22 protein-coding genes and 1 pseudogene are annotated in these 20,471 nt (G+C 65.7%); 8 read left to right on the plus strand and 15 right to left on the minus strand.

Going from position 1 to position 20,471, the window contains the following annotated elements; translation table 11 throughout:
* Positions 1-22 precede the first annotated feature (22 nt).
* Positions 23-1,699 carry an FAD-binding dehydrogenase gene (locus tag SKC41_RS10785; protein ID WP_330977622.1) on the plus strand — a complete coding sequence of 559 codons (1,677 nt, stop codon included), beginning with the start codon at positions 23-25 and terminating at the stop codon, positions 1,697-1,699.
* A 62-nt stretch (positions 1,700-1,761) separates the two neighbouring features.
* Here SKC41_RS10785 and SKC41_RS10790 read toward each other — a convergent pair whose 3' ends face one another.
* Positions 1,762-2,400 carry an MBL fold metallo-hydrolase gene (locus SKC41_RS10790; protein ID WP_330977623.1) on the minus strand — a complete coding sequence of 213 codons (639 nt, stop codon included), beginning with the start codon at positions 2,398-2,400 and terminating at the stop codon, positions 1,762-1,764.
* Between the two features lie 53 nt (positions 2,401-2,453).
* Here SKC41_RS10790 and SKC41_RS10795 point away from each other — a divergent pair, with 53 nt between their 5' ends.
* From SKC41_RS10795 to purQ, 3 genes are all read left to right on the plus strand, one after another.
* Complete coding sequence (locus SKC41_RS10795) at positions 2,454-3,110, plus strand: ATPase (protein WP_330977624.1); 657 nt, start codon at positions 2,454-2,456, stop codon at positions 3,108-3,110.
* 64 nt (positions 3,111-3,174) lie between these two features.
* The gene (gene purS, locus SKC41_RS10800) at positions 3,175-3,414 is read left to right on the plus strand and encodes a phosphoribosylformylglycinamidine synthase subunit PurS (protein WP_330977625.1); all 240 of its coding nucleotides are present in this window, start codon (positions 3,175-3,177) and stop codon (positions 3,412-3,414) included.
* Complete coding sequence (purQ, locus tag SKC41_RS10805) at positions 3,411-4,085, plus strand: phosphoribosylformylglycinamidine synthase subunit PurQ (RefSeq protein ID WP_330977626.1); 675 nt, start codon at positions 3,411-3,413, stop codon at positions 4,083-4,085. Before purS ends, purQ begins: the two co-directional genes overlap by 4 nt.
* Here purQ and SKC41_RS10810 read toward each other — a convergent pair.
* Genes SKC41_RS10810 through SKC41_RS10820 form a run of 3 tightly spaced genes read right to left on the minus strand, consistent with a single transcriptional unit; the run spans position 4,056 to position 6,606 of the window.
* Positions 4,056-5,477, minus strand: coding sequence for a WS/DGAT/MGAT family O-acyltransferase (locus SKC41_RS10810; RefSeq protein ID WP_330977627.1), 1,422 nt, complete (start codon positions 5,475-5,477; stop codon positions 4,056-4,058). The two genes, purQ and SKC41_RS10810, sit on opposite strands and share 30 nt — an antisense overlap.
* 57 nt (positions 5,478-5,534) lie before the next feature.
* Positions 5,535-5,783 carry a hypothetical protein gene (locus SKC41_RS10815; RefSeq protein WP_330977628.1) on the minus strand — a complete coding sequence of 83 codons (249 nt, stop codon included), beginning with the start codon at positions 5,781-5,783 and terminating at the stop codon, positions 5,535-5,537.
* 16 nt (positions 5,784-5,799) lie between these two features.
* Positions 5,800-6,606 carry a lysophospholipid acyltransferase family protein gene (locus SKC41_RS10820; RefSeq protein ID WP_330977629.1) on the minus strand — a complete coding sequence of 269 codons (807 nt, stop codon included), beginning with the start codon at positions 6,604-6,606 and terminating at the stop codon, positions 5,800-5,802.
* A gap of 143 nt (positions 6,607-6,749) precedes the next feature.
* Here SKC41_RS10820 and SKC41_RS10825 point away from each other — a divergent pair, with 143 nt between their 5' ends.
* On the plus strand, positions 6,750-7,823 hold the full coding sequence (locus tag SKC41_RS10825; protein WP_330977630.1) for an NAD-dependent epimerase/dehydratase family protein: 1,074 nt from the start codon (positions 6,750-6,752) through the stop codon (positions 7,821-7,823).
* Here SKC41_RS10825 and SKC41_RS10830 read toward each other — a convergent pair.
* Together SKC41_RS10830 and SKC41_RS10835 are read right to left on the minus strand one after the other, a co-directional pair.
* Positions 7,809-8,273: a hypothetical protein gene (locus SKC41_RS10830; protein ID WP_330977631.1), complete on the minus strand. Its 465-nt coding sequence runs from the start codon at positions 8,271-8,273 to the stop codon at positions 7,809-7,811. The two genes, SKC41_RS10825 and SKC41_RS10830, sit on opposite strands and share 15 nt — an antisense overlap.
* A gap of 142 nt (positions 8,274-8,415) precedes the next feature.
* Positions 8,416-9,624 (minus strand): cytochrome P450, encoded by a 1,209-nt coding sequence (locus SKC41_RS10835; RefSeq protein WP_330977632.1) that lies wholly within the window; start codon positions 9,622-9,624, stop codon positions 8,416-8,418.
* Between the two features lie 228 nt (positions 9,625-9,852).
* On the opposite strand from SKC41_RS10835, the gene SKC41_RS10840 reads away from it, so the two are divergent.
* A complete protein-coding gene (locus SKC41_RS10840) occupies positions 9,853-10,251 on the plus strand; it encodes a VOC family protein (RefSeq protein WP_330977633.1) in 399 nt (132 codons plus the stop codon).
* Here SKC41_RS10840 and SKC41_RS10845 read toward each other — a convergent pair.
* The 7 genes and pseudogenes from SKC41_RS10845 to SKC41_RS10875 form a co-directional block, all read right to left on the minus strand.
* A complete protein-coding gene (locus tag SKC41_RS10845; protein ID WP_330977634.1) occupies positions 10,245-10,712 on the minus strand; it encodes a cupin domain-containing protein in 468 nt (155 codons plus the stop codon). The genes SKC41_RS10840 and SKC41_RS10845 overlap by 7 nt on opposite strands.
* Positions 10,713-10,729: 17 nt before the next feature.
* Positions 10,730-10,972, minus strand: a pseudogene (locus tag SKC41_RS10850) (pyridine nucleotide-disulfide oxidoreductase); the annotation flags it as partial.
* Between the two features lie 163 nt (positions 10,973-11,135).
* Complete coding sequence (locus SKC41_RS10855; protein ID WP_330977635.1) at positions 11,136-11,807, minus strand: haloacid dehalogenase type II; 672 nt, start codon at positions 11,805-11,807, stop codon at positions 11,136-11,138.
* Between the two features lie 60 nt (positions 11,808-11,867).
* The gene (locus SKC41_RS10860; protein WP_330977636.1) at positions 11,868-12,917 is read right to left on the minus strand and encodes a zinc-binding dehydrogenase; all 1,050 of its coding nucleotides are present in this window, start codon (positions 12,915-12,917) and stop codon (positions 11,868-11,870) included.
* A gap of 150 nt (positions 12,918-13,067) precedes the next feature.
* A complete protein-coding gene (locus SKC41_RS10865; protein ID WP_330977637.1) occupies positions 13,068-13,718 on the minus strand; it encodes a TetR/AcrR family transcriptional regulator in 651 nt (216 codons plus the stop codon).
* Complete coding sequence (locus SKC41_RS10870) at positions 13,715-14,416, minus strand: TetR/AcrR family transcriptional regulator (RefSeq protein ID WP_330977638.1); 702 nt, start codon at positions 14,414-14,416, stop codon at positions 13,715-13,717. The genes SKC41_RS10865 and SKC41_RS10870 overlap by 4 nt, the downstream gene beginning before the upstream one ends.
* A 78-nt stretch (positions 14,417-14,494) precedes the next feature.
* Positions 14,495-15,364, minus strand: coding sequence for an alpha/beta fold hydrolase (locus SKC41_RS10875; protein ID WP_330977639.1), 870 nt, complete (start codon positions 15,362-15,364; stop codon positions 14,495-14,497).
* A 178-nt stretch (positions 15,365-15,542) separates the two neighbouring features.
* Between SKC41_RS10875 and SKC41_RS10880 the strand changes: the two genes are divergently transcribed.
* A complete protein-coding gene (locus SKC41_RS10880; protein WP_330977640.1) occupies positions 15,543-17,243 on the plus strand; it encodes an MOSC domain-containing protein in 1,701 nt (566 codons plus the stop codon).
* A gap of 58 nt (positions 17,244-17,301) precedes the next feature.
* Here SKC41_RS10880 and SKC41_RS10885 read toward each other — a convergent pair whose 3' ends face one another.
* Together SKC41_RS10885 and SKC41_RS10890 are read right to left on the minus strand one after the other, a co-directional pair.
* Entirely contained in the window at positions 17,302-18,102 is an 801-nt protein-coding gene (locus SKC41_RS10885) for a family 1 encapsulin nanocompartment shell protein (protein ID WP_330977641.1), read from the minus strand.
* Complete coding sequence (locus tag SKC41_RS10890; RefSeq protein WP_330977642.1) at positions 18,099-19,130, minus strand: Dyp-type peroxidase; 1,032 nt, start codon at positions 19,128-19,130, stop codon at positions 18,099-18,101. The genes SKC41_RS10885 and SKC41_RS10890 overlap by 4 nt, the downstream gene beginning before the upstream one ends.
* 52 nt (positions 19,131-19,182) lie before the next feature.
* Here SKC41_RS10890 and SKC41_RS10895 point away from each other — a divergent pair, with 52 nt between their 5' ends.
* Complete coding sequence (locus SKC41_RS10895) at positions 19,183-20,448, plus strand: M18 family aminopeptidase (RefSeq protein WP_330977643.1); 1,266 nt, start codon at positions 19,183-19,185, stop codon at positions 20,446-20,448.
* The last annotated feature ends 23 nt before the right edge of the window (positions 20,449-20,471 follow it).

The raw sequence follows: 20,471 nt of genomic DNA on the forward strand, positions 1-20,471 counted from the left end.
CGGGGCACTACCCTGATCCGACATGGGCGATTCTTCGGCGGCGGACTTCGCCGCTGACGCGATTGTTGTCGGGGCCGGACTCTCTGGTTTGGTGGCCGCCTGCGAGTTGGTGGACCGCGGCTTGCGGGTGCTGGTCCTCGATCAGGAGAACAGCGCCAACCTCGGTGGTCAGGCCTTCTGGTCGTTCGGGGGTCTGTTCTTCGTCGACAGCCCCGAGCAGCGCCGGCTGGGCATTCGGGACAGTCACGAGCTCGCGTTGCAGGACTGGTTGGGCACAGCGGCTTTCGATCGCGAAGAGGACTACTGGCCACGGCAATGGGCGCACGCCTACGTGGATTTCGCGGCCGGGGAGAAGCGCAGCTGGCTGCGCGAACGGGGTCTGAAACTGTTTCCGCTGGTCGGCTGGGCCGAACGTGGCGGCTACAACGCGCAGGGACATGGCAATTCGGTGCCCAGGTTCCACATCACCTGGGGCACCGGCCCGGCCCTGGTAGACATCTTCGCGCGGCAACTGCGGGATCGCTCCACGGTCCGCTTCGCGCACCGGCACCAAGTCGACGAATTGATCCTGGAAGGCACCGGGGGCGGCGCGGTGACCGGCGTTCGGGGTAGCGTCCTCGAGCCGTCGACCGAACCCCGCGGCGTGTCATCATCGCGAAAAGTTGTGGGGCAATTCGAGTTTCGCGCTTCCGCGGTGATCGTCACCAGCGGTGGCATCGGCGGCAACCACGATCTGGTGCGCAAGAACTGGCCAAAGCGAATGGGCCGTGTGCCCGAACAGATGCTGAGCGGCGTGCCGGCCCACGTGGACGGCAGGATGATCGGCATTTCCCAGCAGGCCGGGGCCCGCGTGATCAATCCCGACCGGATGTGGCACTACACCGAGGGCATCACGAACTACGACCCGATCTGGCCGCTGCACGGCATCCGGATCATCCCGGGCCCCTCGTCGCTATGGCTGGACGCGGCCGGTAACCGGTTGCCGGTTCCGCTGTATCCCGGGTTCGACACGCTGGGCACACTGGAATACATCACCAAATCCGGATACGACTACACCTGGTTTATCTTGAACGCCAAGATCATTGAGAAGGAATTCGCGCTTTCCGGGCAGGAGCAGAATCCGGATCTGACCGGGCAGAGCGTGCGCGAGCTGGTGCGCAACCGGGCCCGCTCCGGGCCGCCCGGACCGGTCCAGGCGTTCATCGATCGGGGTGTGGACTTCGTCAGCGCAGATACGTTGGGCGAGTTGGTAACCGGCATGAACAAGCTGCCCAACGTGGCCCCGCTGGACTATGCGACGGTGGAGGCGGAGGTGACCGCCCGCGATCGTGAGGTCGCTAACAAGTTCACCAAAGACGGTCAGATCACCGCGATCCGGGCCGCCCGCGGATATCTGGGCGACCGGCTGGGCCGGGTGGTGGCGCCGCACCGGCTGAGCGATCCGAAAGCGGGGCCGATGATCGCGGTCAAACTGCACATTTTGACGCGAAAGACGTTGGGCGGCATCGAGACCGACCTGGGCGGGCGAGTCCTCCAGGACGGTGGCACCCCGTTGACCGGACTGTACGCCGCCGGCGAGGCGGCCGGGTTCGGCGGTGGCGGCGTGCACGGTTACCGCGCCCTGGAGGGCACCTTCCTGGGCGGCTGCATCTTCAGCGGCCGTGCCGCCGGCCGCGGTGCCGCCGACGACATCGGCTAGTCACGCCGGCGTGACGATGAACCGCGAACGTCACGCCGGCGTGACGCTCGAAGCCGCGGACGCTAGAAGCTGACCGCGCTTTCCTCGGGCAGCACCTGGAAGTCGGTGTCGGTCATCTCGGTGAACCGGCCGTAGTAGATACCCCTTGCCTCAGGGGCGACGATGCCCTGGTGGATGGGCACCGCCCGCCTCGGAGAAACCGCGCGCAGGTAATCGATCGCCTCGGCGATCTTCATCCACGGCGCCGCCGCCGGCGCGGCCAATACGTCTACCGGCTCGTCGGGCACGAACAACGCGTCACCGGGATGCATCAACCGCGCGCGATGGTCGCCGTCGTCGACCAAATACGAAAGGTTCTCTATCACAGGGATTTCCGGGTGAATCACCGCGTGCTTTCCGCCGAGCGCCCGAATCGTCAGTTCACCGACCGTCAGCTCGTCGCCGGCGTGCACCGCCCGAAAGGGTGCGTCGAGCTGCGCCGCGGTTTGCGAGTCGGTGTAGAGCGCCGCACCAGGGTTGGCCTCAATCAGAGCCGGCAGTCGCGCCGGGTCGACATGGTCCGGATGCTGGTGTGTGATCAGGATGGCGTCCAGGCCGGTGATGCCCTCGAAGCCATGCGAGAAGGTTCCGGGGTCAAAGAGCACGCTAGTGTGATCGAACTCGGCAAGTAGGCAGGAATGCCCGAAATGCGTCAGTTGCATGTCTACGATTGTGCCCTGACGGGGGTGGTCGTGTGCGGGTAGTTTGCGCGACGATGCTGTTCGCCGGCGGCCTGGTGGCCGCCCTAATCTTCGTGGTCCCGGCCTCGGCCGAACCGGAGACCTGTCCGCCCATCTGTGACCAGATCCCGGCCACCGCGTGGATACAGCCGCGCGCGGTGCCGCTGAACTCCACCTACAACTGGCCCGCGCTGGCGGGCCTGGCGGTGCAGGTGACCGGGGTCGGCAATGGGCCGCGGTTCAGGTTCGAGGAACTGTGCGCCGCACGGCCGCTGGCACAGGACCCCCGCGCCTCGGCGGTCGCGGCCCGCGCGACCGTGGACCATCCGGACGGCCAGTGGCAGCTGAAGGCCCAGATCGTGCACTGGCGCGGTGATACCGCCCGTGGCGGCGCGATCGCCTCGTCGGTGTTCGGCAATGCCGTCGCGGTGCTGCGGGGCTGCGAGCAGGGCGCGCGGTTGCAGTCGCCGTCGATCACGACCGACGAACCGAACCGGATGGCAGCGGTGATCAGCGGGCCGGTGGTCATGCACACCTACCTGGTCGCACACGTCGCGAGCAGCACGATCAGCGAGCTGACGCTGTGGTCTAGCGCCCCGCCGCAGCCGCCGTGGCCCTCGATGGCGGACAACCAGGTACTGGACGCCATGACGGCCCCGCTGTGCGAGGCCTATATCGCCTCATGCCCGTGAGCCGCGTCTGGCAACGGCCGCCGGTAGAGTTGGCGCCGACAGCGACTCGTCAGGAGGAACGCCGGTGGCGCGGGTGATCGTTCATGTGATGCCCAAAGCGGAGATTCTCGACCCGCAGGGTCAGGCGATTGTCGGCGCGCTGGGCCGACTCGGACATCCCGGGATCTCAGATGTCCGTCAGGGCAAGAGGTTTGAGCTCGAGGTCGACGATACCGTCGACGATTCGGTGCTCGCCGAGATCGCGGAATCACTGTTGGCCAACACCGTGATCGAGGACTGGACGATCAGCCGGGAAGTGCTGTGACGGCGCGGATCGGCGTCATCACCTTTCCCGGCACTCTGGACGATGTGGACGCCGCCCGCGCGGTCCGCCGTGTCGGCGCGGAGGCGGTGAGCCTGTGGCACGCCGACGCCGACCTCAAGTCGGTCGATGCGGTCGTGGTGCCGGGTGGATTCTCTTACGGCGACTATCTGCGGGCCGGCGCAATCGCCCGCTTCGCCCCGGTGATGTCCGAAGTGGTCTACGCGGCGGGTCGCGGTATGCCGGTATTGGGGATTTGCAACGGTTTTCAGGTGCTGTGTGAGACCCGGCTGCTGCCCGGGGTGCTGACCCGCAACGCCGGTCTGCATTTCGTCTGCCGCGACGTGTGGCTTCGGGTGGCATCCAACTCGACGGCGTGGACGTCGCGCTACGAGCCCGACGCCGACCTGCTGGTCCCGCTGAAATCGGGCGAAGGCCGCTACGTGGCGCCGGAGAACGTGCTCGACGAGCTCGAGGGCGAGGGTCGCGTGGTGTTTCGGTACCACGACGACATCAACGGTTCGATGCGTGGCATCGCCGGCATCAGCTCGGCGAACGGCCGCGTCGTCGGGCTGATGCCACACCCCGAACATGCCATCGAAGCGTTGACCGGCCCCTCCGACGACGGTCTCGGCTTGTTCTATTCAGCGCTCGACGCCGTGCTCGCCGCCTGACGTCTGCTGCGCGGGAACTCCTGCGGCACTGCGTAATTCCGCGAACGACTTGACCATTGCGTCGGTCGCTTCATGCGGGTCTTTGAATGTCTGGTCGTCGGTGAGTACCGCGATCCCGAGCCCGTCGACGTAGCTCCACACGGTGATATTGACCGGTGCGCCCGGCGAGAGCACTCCGGTGGAGTAGATCTCGGTGACCGCGGCGCCACCGAAATGCCCGCGCTCACGCGGCCCCACCACGCTGGAGACCGCCACGTTCATCAGCTTGTTCGGCACGTCGTGCCGGCCGAGCCACCGGAATGCGGCCGGGGCGAACGCCGTCGGTAGATAGGCCATCATCCGGCCGTAGAGCTCCGGGCCCATGATTTCGTGGTCTTCCTTCGCGATCCGCGTCGCCAGCGAGACCAGCCGCGCCCGCTCGGCGGGATCGGCGACGTGGACCGGCAGCGAAATCATCAGACCGCTGATCTCGTTACCGGTGATGCGGTCCGACTTGTCGGTGGCGGTGGGCACCGAGGCGATGATCGGGCGCTGCGCTTCGCCGTCGTAGCTCAACAGCAACGTGCGCAATCCGCCGGTGGCTATGGTCAGCACCACGTCGTTGACGGTGCTGCCCAATGCCTTGGCGGTCGCTTTGACCTCGGCCAGTGGCAGCGTCGCGCTGGCGAAACGCCGCTGCGGGGACACCACGTGGTTGAGGAAGGTCGGCGGTGCGGCGAAGGCATCGGCCAGATCCGGGTGATCCCCGCGCTCTTTGGACCGGCGCCGCACCCGGCCCATGCCCACCGCGGCGTCCTTGACCAGTCCGGGCAGCTCCGCGATCTGCCGGACGTGGTCTCTCGCGGCCGCCCGCAGCAGATCACCCTTCGTCGGGGTGATGCCCGCCTCGTCGTTGTCGCGCTCGTCGGTCACCGCGCCCTTGAGATCCATCGCACGCGCCAGCAGATTGACCGAGGCGACGCCGTCGGCCAACGCGTGGTGCACCTTTCCGATCAACGCGAATCGGCCGTCGGCAAGCCCTTCGGCGAAATGGAACTCCCATAGCGGGCGGCTGCGGTCCAGTGGCGTGGACGCCACCCGCCCGATGACCTCGTCCAGTTCGCACCGGCCGCCCGGGGCGGGCACCTGCACCCGGCGCAAGTGGTAGTCCAGGTCGACGTCGCAGTTCTCCTGCCACATCGGGTGATGAAGTTGCCCGGGGATGTCGACGAGCTTGTAGCGCAACGGTTCCAACAGGTGCAGCCGACGGCGCACGTGCAGCCGGAAGGCCTCGAAGTCGAATTCACCGTCGTGGTCGGCGGGGTCGAGTATCGCCACTTTCAGCGTGTGCGTGTGCAGGTTCGGCGTCTCGCTGTAGAGCAGCATGGCGTCCATGCCGTTGAGTCTTTTCACACGTCACCTCGCCGTGTAGACGCGACCTGAAAGCAACTATGCCGTAGTGCTTCCGGGTTAGCCATGGGTCGGCGCCCGCCGATTCGTGCCGATCAGGGCCGGGTCGCGCTCGTAAGGGGAGCGGCCCGCGGGCAGGGACGTGCGCATGCCCTTCGGCTTGCCAACGAAGGTGCGGACATCGTCACCGTCGATGTGTGCGCTCCCGTTTCCACCGCCGTCCGGTATGCGGCCGGTACCTCCGACGAGTTGGTGGAAATGGCTCGGGCGCTGCAGAATTCGGGCCAGGTCGTTGTGGATCGCGGCCACCTGAAGCATTAGCCGGCTAGCCCAGGATGGGGAAGCGGCGCTGGGCGGCCAGCCGCTTGAGCGCGGCTTCCATCACCGAACGCACGTGGGCGTCGACCTCGTCGATGTCGGGGTCGTTACCGAACTCGGCGATGATGTCGATCGGCTGGAGCACGTCGGTGACGATCTTGGACGGCAACGGCAGGTTCGGCGGGAAGATGACGCTCAGCCCGAACGGGAAGCCGAAGCTGACCGGCAGAATGTCCATGCGGGCCTTGGTGATTCCCAACTTGCGGGCCAGCCAGTTGCCGCGGGTCAGGAACAGCTGGGTCTCTTGGGCGCCGATCGAGACGGTGGGCACGATCGGCACTTCGGCTTCGATAGCGGTTCGCACATATCCGGTGCGCCCGTTGAAGTCGATGGTGTTCGCGCTGAGCGTGGGCCGGTAGGAGTCGTAGTCTCCGCCCGGGAAGACCAGCACGACCGCGCCCGAATGCAGTGCGGTGGCAGCGTTTTCGCGACTGGCTTCGATAACGCCCACCCGGCGTAGCCAGCCGTCCAGCGGTCCCAGGAATACCCCGTAGTGGGCCAGGGTGTACACCGGCCGGTCGTAACCGAATTTGTCGTAGAAGGCTGACGAGAAGATCAGCACGTCGGGCGTGAAGATGCCGCCGGAGTGGTTGGACACCACCAACGCCCCACCGGTCGGCGGAACGTTGTCCAGGTTTCGCACTTCGGCCCGAAACCAGCGGTTGACCACCGGGCCGACGGTGTTGCGCACCTGTTCGGTGAACGCCGGATCCCATTTGGCGGTTTCCAGGCTGTCTTCTTCAGCGTTGCCCATCGCGATTCCCCCGCGGTTGTGTTCCTGCCGTAGTTGCCAGCGCGAGGCCGTTCCCCCAGGGCACACCGCGTGTGACATAGGCTACTCTCTGTTTGGGAGAATGTCATATCCGTTTGCTGTGGGTTCCACGCATCGGGGGGGAAATGACCGAAGTTGTTCTGGTTACTGGTGGTTTCGGGTTGGTCGGCTCGCAGACCGTGCGCCAGCTGGTTGCCGACGGCCACCGCGTCGTCGCGACCGATCTCGGCACGTCCGCCCAGCGCAGGGCGGCGCGGTCGTTACCCGATGGAGCCACCGCGCGCTGGGCGGATCTCACCGACCCGGCCGAGGTCGATCGCCTCGTGGCCGAGACGGCCCCGACGGTGATCATCCATCTGGCCGCGATGATTCCACCCGGCATCTATCGCCATCCGAAACTGGCCAGGCGGGTGAACGTCGACGCGACCGCGGCGCTGTTGCGCGCGGCCCAGGCCTGCCCGCATCCGGTGCGTTTCATTCAGGCCTCGAGCAACGCCGTGCACGGCTCGCGCAACCCGCGCCGGCACCGCGAATGGTTGCGGGTGGACACCCCGGTGCGACCGTCGGACCTCTACGGTGCGCACAAGGTCGAGGCCGAGGAGCTGGTCCGCGCCGCGGGTCTGCCATGGGTGATCCTGCGGCTGGCCGCAGTGATGAGCGTCGATCTCGGTGCCATGCCGCTGAGCCTGGACGCGCCCTTCCTGGAAAGCGCGTTGCCGACCGACGGGCGCATTCACACCGTCGACGTCCGCGATGTCGCGGTCGCGTTATCGGCGGCGTCGACCGCGGACGTGCTCGGTGAGATTCTGCTGATCGGGGGCGACGAGTCGCATCTACTGCGGCAGTCGGACGTCGGCAAAACGCTGGCGGCCGCCCGTGGTCTGGTCAACGTTCTGCCCGAGGGGCGCCCGGGTGATCCCGACAGCGACGAGGACTGGTACGTGACCGACTGGATGGATACCGCCCGCGCACAACAGGCGTTGCGGTTCCAGCGCCATCCCTGGCCGCACATGGTGGCGGAGATGCGCGCCGCGGCGGGCTGGCAGCGCTATCCGCTGCGGCTGCTCTCTCCGATCGCCCGCAAATTTCTCAACCGCCGTGGTGCATACCGGAAATCACCCGCCGGCTATGCGGACCCGTGGGGCGCGATCCGCGCCGAGTTCGGTGAGCCCCGGCCGGACCGCTCAGCCGGCGTCTAGCACCAACGGCTGCGAGGGGCATTCGGCGACCGAGTCCAGATCGGCGAAGAACTCGATCGCGGCGGCGATGGTGTGGTCGATGTAGGTCGCGAAGTCGTCGAATTCGAGGGGCTCCCGAATCTTGCGGGAGCTGCGCGCGAGTACGCCGACCCGCTGTGGGTCAGAGGACCCGTGGACTGTCACGACGACGTCGCGGCCGCGCCGGTTCCACGAGTCGGCAAGCTGCGCCAGCTCGTCGCAGTCGGCTGCGGGGAAGAAGCAGCCGGGCGTCACTTGAATCGTGAACTCGTCGCGGTGCCAACGAGAGATCCCGAGGTGGACATGCAGCCGCCGCGGGCGGGTGTTGGCGACGTAGAAGAATTCACCGTCGTGCTGGCCGCGGAAATAGCGGCTGCCACGCGTGCGCAGGTAGCGTTCGATCAAGTCGGCGGACAACGCCTCAGTCGTCATGCATCAATGGTGAGGCCTGCGGCTTTACGGATGCTTTGAGTCGAGCGATGTGTCGGCAAAGAAACTGGTGAGAATTTGCTGAGTTTATAACGATCCGGTCACGCGAAGTGAACTGCCCTGCAACGGAATACGACTGAATTGTTCAGGGCAGCACCCGCACCGGAACGTTCGACCAGCCGGCGACATTCTGCATGCTCACCCGTTTGCACTCATCCCAGAGCACTTCGTACCGGGGCATCAGGTCCAGCAGCTTGTTCAGCGCGATCACGCTTTCCAGGCGGGCCAGCGCGGCGCCCAGGCAACTGTGGACGCCGTACCCGAAGCCGAGGTTCTGCGCCTCGGTGCGGTCGCGGTCGATGTCGAATTTGTCGGCGTCGGTGAACGCGTTGGGGTCGCGGTTGGCCGAGCCGCCCAACAGGAACACCGGCTTGCCCGCCGGAATCGTGACACCGTGCAGCTCAACGTCTTTGAGCGAACAGCGAACGTTGTACTGCGCCGGCGCCTCATAACGCAATACCTCTTCGACCGCGGCCGGGACCTTGCCGCGATCGTCGAGCAGCTTCTGCCACTGGTCTGGGTTGCGCGCGAACTGCACGACCGCATTGCCGACCAGCTTGGTCACCGTCTCGGCGCCGGCGCCGCCCAGAAGCGTGGCGAACCCGGTGATTTCGAGGTCGGTGAGCTGTGTGGTGCCGCCGCCTTCGCGCTCCACCTCGGCGGCGATCAGACCGCTGATCATGTCGTCCTGCGGCGCTTTTCGGCGTTCTTGAATCAGGTTGTAATAGAACGCGCCAATCTGGGTGACCGCCTCCCAGTTGGCGTCGCCCATTTCGATCTGTCCCGGTTCGCGATGCAACGAGGCATCGACCCAATGGCGGATCTGCTGGCGATGCGCGGCCGGCACACCGAGGACCGTGCTGATCACCTCGACGGGAAAGAGCGCGGAGAAATCGGCGACGACGTCGAATCGGTTGGGATTGATTCGGGACAGGTGGTACTCGATTAGTTCGGTGACGCTGTCCTTCAGCGAGGTGATCGCGCGTGGGGTGAAGACCTTGTTGACGAGACTGCGCATCCGCCGGTGTTCCGGGGGATCCATGAAGATCATCGACTTGGAATCTTGCGGCAGGTCGTTGTTCTTGACCATGGCCAGATCGATCCCGCGTGCCGACGAATACGTTTCGTAGTCCTTGAACGCGGCGCTGACGTCCTCGTGGCGAGTCAGTGCATAGAAGTCGTGGGTCTCGTCGTAGTAGACCGGGGCCTCTTCTCGCATGCGCCGATAGGTCGGATACGGGTCGTTGAAGAACTCCTCTGAGAACGGATCGAAGACCAGTTGCGCGGTTGCCACGACTCCTCCTGAACCCTCAGCAAGGCATGCTGAGCATCTGCTTAGCATCACCGCGCGTTCCCGGTCAAGGGCAATGGATTAATGGACTGGTGGTCATTGCCCCCGACGGTGCGGCGACGGATCGAGTTTGCGGTGGGAGAGGTGAATTCGCCGGCCCGCCTGATCGGGTGATGCGGCCAGTAGTCTCGTTGATAGTTCGCGCCAGCCACCACGCCGGGAGGTCTCAAAATGGGTTTCGCGGTGCAACGGTTCGACCATATTGTGGTCAATTGCACCGATATTGAGACCACCGCCGCGTGGTACGAGCGAGTTCTCGGCATGAACCGCGAGACCTTCGGACCGTCCAACCGAACAGCGCTGTGCTTCGGAAATCAGAAGATCAACCTGCGGCCGGTGGGCGCGCTCGCCGACGATCCGGACTGGGTGACCGGGACCGTCGAAGCGGCGGGCTCCGAAGACCTGTGCTTCATCACCGATTCCAGTCCGGACGAGGTGCGTGCGCACCTGCAGGCCTGCGGCGTCGAGATCACCGCGGGGCCGGTGACCAAGACCGGCGCGCTGGGATCGATGACCTCGCACTACTGCCGGGATCCCGACGGCAACCTCGTCGAAATCGCGGTCTACTGACCGCTTTCGAGCGGATACAACGCGGGCAGGTTGACCACGATGGCCTCCTGGCTGCTGCGCGCGATCACGACCTCCGCAATCGTGTTCGGGTCGGGATTCTCTTCGCGGTGCGGCAGATACGGCGGGATGAAGACGTAGTCGCCGGGGGCGGCGGTGATGCGCACCTCGTCGACGCCGTCGTGAAAGACGAACTCCGGGTTGCCACTTCGCACATATATTGCGGTTTCCGACTCGCCGTGGTGATGGTTGGACGAGACGGTCGCCGGTAATGCGTGTGTCTCACCCATCCACAGCTTCTCCGCGCCGACCGACTTACCGGACAGGGCCGCAAAGCGGCGCAGTCCTTCCGACTGTGCGGTGTCGGAGCTGATGTCCGATGCCTTGATGTGGTGCACCCGGCTCTGCGGCGCCTGCTGCTTGGCGTCGTCGAAGTCGGGGTGAAATCCATCGGCGGTGGCCATCTTCGCTCCTGTCGCTACTATCGGTCATCCGAATCCCGGTAGGCCTCAAGGAGTCTCAACCACAGCTCGCTGATCGTCGGAAAACATGGCACCGCGTGCCACAGCCGGGCGATGGGAACCTGACCAGCGACGGCGATCGTGGCAGAGTGCAACATCTCGGTGGCACCCGGACCGACCAAAGTCACCCCGAGCAGATAGTGCTGATCCTCCTCGACCACCATACGCGCCCGGCCGCTGTAGCCGTCGGCATAAAGCTTGCTCCACCACCGCGACATCCAGGCCTGCGGCCCGAGCGCGCTCTGCGACGTTCTGCCCGATCGGTCCCGCACCGAGCACGACTACATCGAATTCGTTGTCGGATAGCATCGTTGGAGATCTCCCCGCTTTCGGATTGGTCTGCGGCGGTGCGGTCTGGCGCTGCGATCAGCGCGGCAGCGCGGACAGCTGCTCGGCGAGTTGGCGCAGGTCGCTCGCCACGAAAGTCGGTTGTGGCAGGCCGTCGATGGGCAGCGGCGGGTTGCCTGGGCGTGTGATCAGAGCGGTGCTGAAGCCGACGCGGTGCGCGCCGAGCAGGTCCCACACGTGTGCGGCCACCATCATGCAATCGCCCGGCGCCACATCGAGCATCTCGCAGGCGTATCGGTAGACCGACGGAGATGGCTTGAAAGCCCGGCAGGCGTCCACGCTCAATTGTTGTTCGAAGAAGCCGGCCAGCCCGGCGTGCTCCAGCGGCGTTTGCGCACCGGGACGATGTGGAGAATTGGTAAGCGTGGCCAGTCGAAAGCCGTTGTTACGCAACGCGGCAAGTCCTTCCTCGACGTCGGGGTGGGCGGGCATCGTGCGCATATGCGACTGCAGGCGATCCACGTCGGCGTCAGTGACATCGACCCCGTAGCTGTTGGCCAGCATGCGTAAAACGCCCTGCCCAATGGTGAAGAAGTCCACGTACTGTTCGGTAAAGGTCACTGTCATGGAGTAGGTGACTAGTTGGCCGAACCATTCGCGCAACACGCGGTCGTCGCCGAACAGCTGCCCGAAAAGCGGTGCGATGGCGTCGATATCAATCAACGTCTCGTTGACGTCGAAAACTAGCACAGACGGTGTCCTGGCATGCCCAATGCTTTCCCCAGCACCTGATCGATGTCCAGTCCGCGGCTAGTCGACCACCACGACTATCTTTCCGCCGGCCTCTCCCGACTCCGCCACCCGCTGCGCCTCGCGAATCTCGCTGAACGAGAACACTCGCGCCGGCTTCGCGTCGAGCCTGCCGTCGGCGATCTCTTGGGCGATCTCACGCAGCGGTATGTTCGACACCTCGAATCCCGGATTTCCAAAGACGGGACTGGCGAAGAAGGAGAAGCTCACGCCGCTGGCCATGCGGGCCAACGGGTTGAAGTCAGCAATGGGCGCGAGTCCGCCCAGCCATCCGGCGAGGCAGGCGGTGCCGCCCACGCGCAGCATGTCCAGGGAATCGAGGATGGTGCTGTTGCCGACCAGATCGAGCACCGCGTCGATGTGCTTGGCCTCGGCGATGTGAGCCGCAAGGTCGGGCCGTTCCAACTCGACACGAGCGGCGCCGAGTTGCTCCAGCATGGCAAAGCGCTTCTCGCCGCGCGCGGTGGCAATGATGTTGGCACCGGTGATGACTGCCATCTTCAGGGCGGCCTGGCCCAACGCCGACGTCGCGCCCCGGATCACCAGTGTCTGTCCGGCTGTCAGCTTGAGATTGCGGAACAGGCAAGTCCACGACGTCGCATACGTTTCCGGCAATGCCGCCAGTTGCGACCACGGCAGGTCGGATTCCATCAGGGTGACGTTCGCCGCGCGTACCCGGGTGTACTCCGCATAGCTTCCGTTGATAGTTCGGCCCAGGCCACCCATCAGGGCGGCGACCTTGGCGCCGACCGGAAACTCGCCGCCCGGGCACGAGTCGACGATGCCGACGCATTCGATGCCGCTGACTTCGGCGGCTTCGGCCCACTCGCCTCGGCGCATGTGTATTTCGGCGTGATTGATACCGAACGCCTTGACTCGGATGACCACCTCGCCGGCCTTCGGCAGTGGTTTGGGGATCTCGGTGTGGACCAGGCGGTCTAGACCCCCGAACCCGGTCAGGATGATCGCCCGCATCGTGTCCCCGCCCGGTTGCTCGCGTACCACCGCCGGCGCGGTCGGCAGTGCGGTCGCATTGCTTGTGGTGGTCATGTCCTGCCTCTTCCAAATCGTCAGTCAGACTTCGGATATCGCCGCGCGTGATGATAATGGGCCGTATGACCCACTATTATGGGCCGCTCAGCCCAAAATTGTCCAGCCCCCGTTCAGCCCGCGCCCAGCGCTGAATGGATCAGGCGTTGCTCAGGATTTGCGGTTGCGCGACGGGCTCTTTCGGCTATCGACTTCGAAGGAACGCACGTAGTCGACGGCGGCATTGACGGCGACCCGCAGCGGTTCGGCCGCACCGGTGGCGTGCGTGATCATCGCGCCGCCTTGATGCGCGATGACCAGCGAGACGGCCAGATGCCGCGGGTCGGCGTCGGCGCGCAGATCACCGCGCCGGCGCATCGCGTCGATGCCGGTGCGTAACAGGTCAAGCCATTGGTCGTAGCCGTGCGCAAGGTCGTCGCGAACTTCGTCGTCGGCCTCGATCAGTTCGCCGGCCAGTGACCCGTAGACGCATCCGCCCAGCCGATACACGGTGTCGATGTCATCGACACAGGCGTCGGCCCAGGCCTGCAGCGACTCGATGCTGTCCAGCTCGCCGAGTCGCGGTTGGGTATGAAACTCGATGACGTCATTGCGGCGCGCGGCGATGACCTCACGGGTCAGGTCGCGTTTGTCGCGGAAGTAGTGCGACATCTGCGACCCGCCCACTCCGGCGGCGCTGCGTACCTCGTCGATGCTGGTGTTGGCCACGCCGCGCTGGAACATCAGCCGGGCGGCGGCCTCGACGATGCGTGCCCGCGTCGCCTGTCCCTTGCGGGTGAACCGCGGCTTGTCCTCAGTCACGTTGCCGCCCTTGGCTTCGCGCGTCGTCCGCGGGGACGTCGTGGGGGCCGGGGCGTGCGTTCGTCGGGATCGGCGGCAAACATTCGCAGGTAGTTGACCGCGAATCGGGTGGCATCGGCGTGCGGCCACGCCGCTCGATAGGTGAACGCCAACGTGCCGCCGCCCTGGTGGGCGCAGATGATGGCGAGCGCCAGCTCTCGTGGATTGGCGCCGGCGATCAGGACTCTGGTGTCTTTCATCCGCTGGATGGCGGGCTCGATCAAGTCCACCCACTGCCAGTAACCCTCCGCCAAGGTGGCGCGGGTCGCGTCGTCGGACTTGGCCAGCTGGGCGGTCAGCGCATGGTAGGTCGGTGTGCCACCGGAGGTACCGATGCGTCGCAGGTAACGCATGTTCAGATCGATCCACCGCTCGAAGTCGTCGAACGAGTCCAGGTCGCCCAGCGTGGGCTGGCGATGGAAGTCCAGAACGACGCCGATCTGGCGTCTGATGACCGCGCGAATCAATGCGCCCTTGTCGGCGAAATAGTGGGCGAGCTGAGAGCCGCTGACCGAGGCGGCCTTGCGCACGTTCTCCATGTTGGAGGCCGACAGCCCTTCGGTGACGATGAGCTGGGCGGCGGCCTGCACAATCCTGTCGCGGGTGGCACGCCCCTTGGCGGTCAACCGTTGTTCGTCTTGAACATCGGGATGGGCCATCGCGTCAGGCTAACTCGCGAACGCCGCAGATTATGGGATCTCCAGCCCATTGTTATCCGCGGCGCTGGCGGGCGCCGGTCAGGCGGCCACGCGAGCCTCGAGGAAGTTGCGGATCAACCCGACGACTTCGTCGAGGGCGGACTCCAGCAGGAAATGCCCGCCGTCGAGCAGATGAATCTGCGCGTCGGGCAGGTCGTCGGTGAAGGCTTCGGCGCCGGCGGGCCCGAAGATCTCGTCGCCACGGCCCCACACCGCGAGCAGCGGAACCCGGGCGGCGCGAAAGTACTCGTGCACTTGCGGATATATCGCGGAGTTGGTGGCGTAGTCGCGGAACAGCTTTAGCTGCACCAGGTCATTGCCGGGCCGTGATAGCAGCGCGAAGTCGTGATGCCAGCACTCGGGGTCGACGAGCGTCTCGTCGGCCACGCCGGTGACGTATTGCCAGCGCGTCGCGTCCAAAGTGAGAAATTGGCGTATCGGAGCCTCGGTCTGCGCGGTCGGGTTGGCCTGGTAGGCCCACACGGTCTTCCAGAAGCTCTCCACGAAGCCGGCGTCGTAGCCATTGCCGTTCTGGCTGATGATCGCCGTAACGGCGGACGGGTCACGCAGCGCCAACCGCCATCCGATCGGGGCGCCATAGTCCTGCACGTACATCGCGTACCGATCGACCCCGAGGCTGCGCAGCAGGCCCGCGGTTAGGTCGGTCAGCGCATCGAAGGTGTAGTCGAACTCGGTGACGGCCGGGGCGTCGGAGAACCCAAAGCCCAGGTGGTCGGTGGCGATCACGTGGTAGCGGTCGGCCAGCGCCGGAATCAGGTGCCGGAACATGCGGGAGCTGGTCGGAAACCCGTGCAAGAGAACCAGCGCCGGCTTACCCGGGTCCCCGGCCTCGCGGTAGAACAGCCGATGGCCGTCGACGGTTGTGTAACGATGATGAACAGCCGGCATGGGATTCCTCCTGCGGCACGTGGGTTTGTCCGACGCGCTATCCGCGATTTTGGGATGCGCATCCCAGTATGCATCAAAGTCATCAGCTCGCATAGTCCCCGCTCCAGTTGACCGCTCGGTTGCACCGGAATATTCTGGGTCGATTGTCCCAATCTGTTACCGCGTGGAGGAGACGACAGTGGGCAGGCTCGTGTCGGTGAATGTGGGCATGCCCAAAAACGTGCAGTGGCGCGACAAGACCGTCTATACCGGGATCTGGAAGACGCCGGTCGAGGGCCCGGTCCTGGTGCGACGCCTCAACATCGACGGTGACGGACAGGGCGATCTCGGCGGTCACGGCGGTGAGCAACGCGCGGTCATGGTCTACCAGACCGAATCGTACGAATTCTGGCGGAACTACCTCGAGCGCGACGATCTGGTGCCGGGACATTTCGGCGAAAACTTCACCATCACCGGTCTATCCGACTTCGACGTTTGCATCGGCGACCGCTACCGCATCGGGGACGCCGAATTCGAAGTTACCCAACCGCGGGTCACCTGCTTCCGGATCGGATTGCGCCTTGACGAGCCCGAGATGCCCAACCTTCTTGTCGCCCAACATCGTCCAGGGTTCTATTTCCGCGTGATCAGCGAAGGCCACGTCCAGGCCGGCGACGACATCGTGCGGACCCGCCGCGGTCGCCACGAGCTTTCCGTCGCCGATGTCGACGCACTGTTGTATCTGCCGAACAAAGATGCCGATACGCTTCGCAAGATCGTCGACGTCCCGGCTCTGAGCCCGGGATGGCAGCAATCCTTCAACGACATGCTCACCTCGGGTGCGCAGTCGGCTCCTGCCATCGGAGTCGAGCCGGGGTGGAACGGGTTTCGGCCGTTGCGGGTCACTGCAACACGCCGTGAGAGTCCGGCGGTGCTGTCGATCCGCCTTGCGGCCGACGACGGTGCCTCGCTGCCCCCGGCACTGCCGGGGCAATACCTCACGGCGCGAATCCCCGGGGCCGGCGATCCGGTACCGCTGCGCAGCTATTCGCTCTCGGGCGATCCCGCCGCGGGCGAGTACCGCATCAGCGTCAAGCGTGAAGAGTGTGGCATGGCCAGTCGATGGTTGCATGCGCATATCGAACCCGGATCGGTCATCGAAGCCGCGGCGCCGCGCGGCGATTTCTACCTCACCGACGACGACCGCCCGGTGGTCTTGATGTCGGCGGGAATCGGCATCACTCCGGTCTTGGCGATGCTGCACGCACTCGCGGCGACCCGCAGTGCCCGCGATATCTGGTGGCTGCACACCAGCCGTAATCGCGAGACTCAAGCTTTTGCAACCGAAGTCACGAGCCTGATCGAGTCGTTGCCGCACGCTCGCCAGCAGGTGTTCTACACCGAGGCGCGGGGCCGTTTGGATCGGCCGGCCATCGTTGCGTTAGGACTGCCGCCCGACGCCGCGGCGTATCTCTGCGGCCCAACCCAATTCATGACCGACATGCGTGAGGCTCTGACTCTCGCGGGTCTCGACACGACGCGTATCCACAGTGAGCTATTCGGTGCGCTGCCGCCGATCAATCCCGGCGTCGTCGGCGATGCTCCGCGCACGCCCCCACACCCGCCGGCCGGGCCGCCGGGACCCGGTCCGTCAATTACCTTCGCGCGCAGCGGACTGACCGCCAACTGGTCACCAGACTGCGGCACCATCCTCGATTTCGCGGAGGCGTGCGACGTACCGACCCGCTTCTCCTGCCGAAGCGGTGTATGCCATGTGTGCGAGACGGGGGTCGTGGCCGGTACCGCGAAATACGTCCAAGTTCCGCTGGAGCCGCCGCCACCGGGAACGGTGCTGGTCTGCTCCGCGGCTCCGGACGGCGAGCTGGTGCTCGATCTCTGAGTGCCCGGCACCCGTCTGATCGGGGAATTCGGCGAAAGCCGTTGCGGTGAAACGATTCCTACGTGCCCAGCGCGACCGATGCCTCGGCGGTGTAGCACAGGAACGTCAGGGTTTCCTGCAGGTACAGCTGCACGGAGTCGGCGTCGTGGTTGGTGTAGCCGATGGAGACGTCGGTGCCCAGCTGCAGATCGAAGTCACCGCCACGGGTGGTCAGCACGAACGCGCCGTCGATGGCGGGCGCCCAGATGATGTCGCCGTTCACCAGCCGGTTGATGTGCTCGAGGATCGGATAGCCGTGCTCGGTGGTCTCGCTGACCTTGGTGTAGATGTCGGCAGACAGCAAAACCGAATACGGGCCGTCGACGCCGGCCAGTCGCAGCTCCGACAAGGCCTGCGTGATGATGTCGGGAATCGCGCGCGGGTCGTCGGGCAGCATCAGTGCGGGATTCGAGCTGCAGCTACGGATCCCGTCGATCGACGCGGCAGGGTAGCCCTCGAAGATGGCGCGGTCCTCGACGAAGGCCAGCTTCTTGGCGGCGGCTTTGACCGGATCCCAGTCGGAGTCTTGCGAGCCGCGCTCGACATCGTCGATCTCGTCGCGCGACAGGGTGAATGGAACCCGCAGGCGGACAAGCGGTTTGCTGGCGCGCAGATGCGCGACCACGCCTTCGGTGGGCGCCTGCACGTCCTGCAGGCGTCCGGTGCTCACCGCCGCGGTGACCGGACCGCCGGGCTCGCTCACGTCGACCACCCGGCGTCCCGCGATGTGGCGTTTGAACGTCCGCGTCGCTTCCAATTCGATTTCGGCCCAAGCGACGTCGGTGATCGGCGCTAGTTCTCGGTAAAGGTTGTTCTTCATTGAGTGGTTCCTTTCAGACTGCCGATCGAAAGTGCGCCGTCGTTCGCCGTGGCTGGTTCCGGTCGCTCGGTCTCGAGCAGCGCGGGAAGGGGTGGTGGATCTTCGAGGAAGTCGACGGTCGGGGAGAAGAACAGCCCGCCGGTGACGGCGGTGGAGAAGTCCAGTATGCGGTCGGTGTTGCCGGGCGGGTCACCGATGAACATGTTGCGCAGCATCCGTTCGGTGACTTCCGGTGTGCGCGAATACCCGATGTAGTAGGTGCCGAACTCGCCGGCGCCGAGTTCGCCGAACGGCATGTTGTGCCGGATGATCTTCAGCTCGTTTCCGTCGTCGTCTTCGATGACGTTGAGCGCGACATGCGAGTTGGCCGGCTTCACCTCGTCGTCGAGTTCGATGTCTTCCAGCTTGGTCCGGCCGATCACCCGTTCCTGCTCGGTCACCGACAGCGATTCCCATGCCGTCATGTCGTGTAGGTACTTCTGCACGTGGACATAGCAGGAGCCGGCGAAGTCGGGGTCCTCATCGCCAATCGTGCTCGCGCCGATAGCAATTGCGCCGTCGGGGTTTTCGGTACCATCGACAAAGCCCAGCAGGTCGCGGTTATCGAAGAATTTGAAACCGTGCACTTCGTCGACGACGGTGACCGTGCCCGCCATCGATTTGAGGATGCGGCCGGCCAGTTCGAAACACACGTCCATCGTCTCGGCGCGAATGTGGAACAACAGGTCGCCGGCGGTGGCGGGCGCGGTGTGCCGCGGTCCGCTCAACTCGATGAACGGATGCAGTTCGGCGGGCTTTTTTGCCAGGGGAGGCCCGCCGAACAACCGGTCCCAGGCATCCGAGCCGATCGAGGTGATCACCGACAGGCGCTTGGTCGGGTCGCGAAAGCCGATGGCGCGCACCAGCCCCGAGATGTCGGGCAGCGCGTCGTGGACCGTCGCTTCGCCGCCGGCGTCGATAGTGACCACCAGAAAAATCGCGGCAGGCGTCAACGGAGCGAGGATGGGCTGGGGCTGAACCGTCGGCACTCTGCCGACCCTAGCGTGAACTGCGCGGTAACGAACAGCCATGATGTTGAACATGTCGGCCAGCGCCGCAGGCCTCTGCGAATTCATCGACGCCTCTCCGTCCCCGTTCCATGCCTGCGCGACGGCCGCGAACCGGCTGCTCGCCGCCGGCTACGCCGAACTTCGCGAGGCCGACCCCTGGCCCGCAGGGCCGGGGCGCTTCTTCACCGTCCGCGCCGGTTCACTGGTCGCCTGGAACACACCCGGACCCGACGGTGCGTTCCGGATCGTCGGTGCGCACACCGACAGCCCGAACCTGCGGGTCAAGCAACATCCCGACCGCGTCGTCGCCGGCTGGCAGGTGGTGGCGCTGGAGCCCTACGGCGGGGCGTGGCTCAACTCCTGGCTGGACCGCGATCTGGGCATCAGCGGCCGGTTGTCGGTGCGCGACGGCTCCGGGCTGGACCACCGGCTGGTCCGCATCGACGACCCGATCCTGCGGGTACCACAGCTGGCCATACACCTGGCCGAGGACCGCAAGTCGGTGACCCTGGACCCGCAGCGCCACGTCAACGCGGTCTGGGGCTCGAACGCACAAGGCGACCAAGCACGTGCATTCGTCGACTACGTGGCCGAGCGCGCCGGGGTCGCACCGGCCGACGTGCTGGCCGCCGACCTGATGACGCACGACCTGACGCCGTCGACGGTGCTCGGCGCCGACTCGAGTCTGCTCAGCGCACCCCGGCTGGACAACCAGGCCAGTTGTTATGCGGGTTTGGAGGCGTTGTTGGGTGCCGAGCCGCAGGACGCCGTGGCGGTGTTGGTGCTGTTCGACCACGAAGAGGTCGGTTCGTCGTCGGACCACGGTGCACAGTCCAACCTGCTGGGCACGGTGCTGGAACGCATCGTGCTGGCGTCCGGCGGTAGCCGGGAAGACTTCCTGCGTCGGCTGCCGGTATCGCTGCTGGCCTCGGCCGACATGGCGCACGCCACTCACCCGAACTACCCGGAGCGTCACGAGCCCGGCCACCTGATCGAGATCAACGGCGGCCCGGTGCTCAAGGTGCATCCGAATCTGCGGTACGCCACCGACGGACGCACGGCGGCGGCGTTCGCGCTGGCCTGTCGGCAGGCCGGGGTGGCGCTGCAACGCTACGAGCATCGCGCCGACCTGCCGTGCGGTTCGACGATCGGTCCGTTGGCCGCGGCGCAAACCGGTATTCCCACCGTCGACGTCGGCGCCGCTCAGCTCGCGATGCACTCCGCCCGCGAGCTGATGGGCGTGCACGACGTGGCGGCCTATTCGGCTGCGCTGCAAGCGTTTTTCTCGCCGCACTAGTCGAGCAGGTCGGTCACGCTTAG

Origin of the sequence: Mycobacterium sp. 050128 (assembly GCF_036409155.1) — a bacterium.
GTDB lineage: Bacteria > Actinomycetota > Actinomycetes > Mycobacteriales > Mycobacteriaceae > Mycobacterium.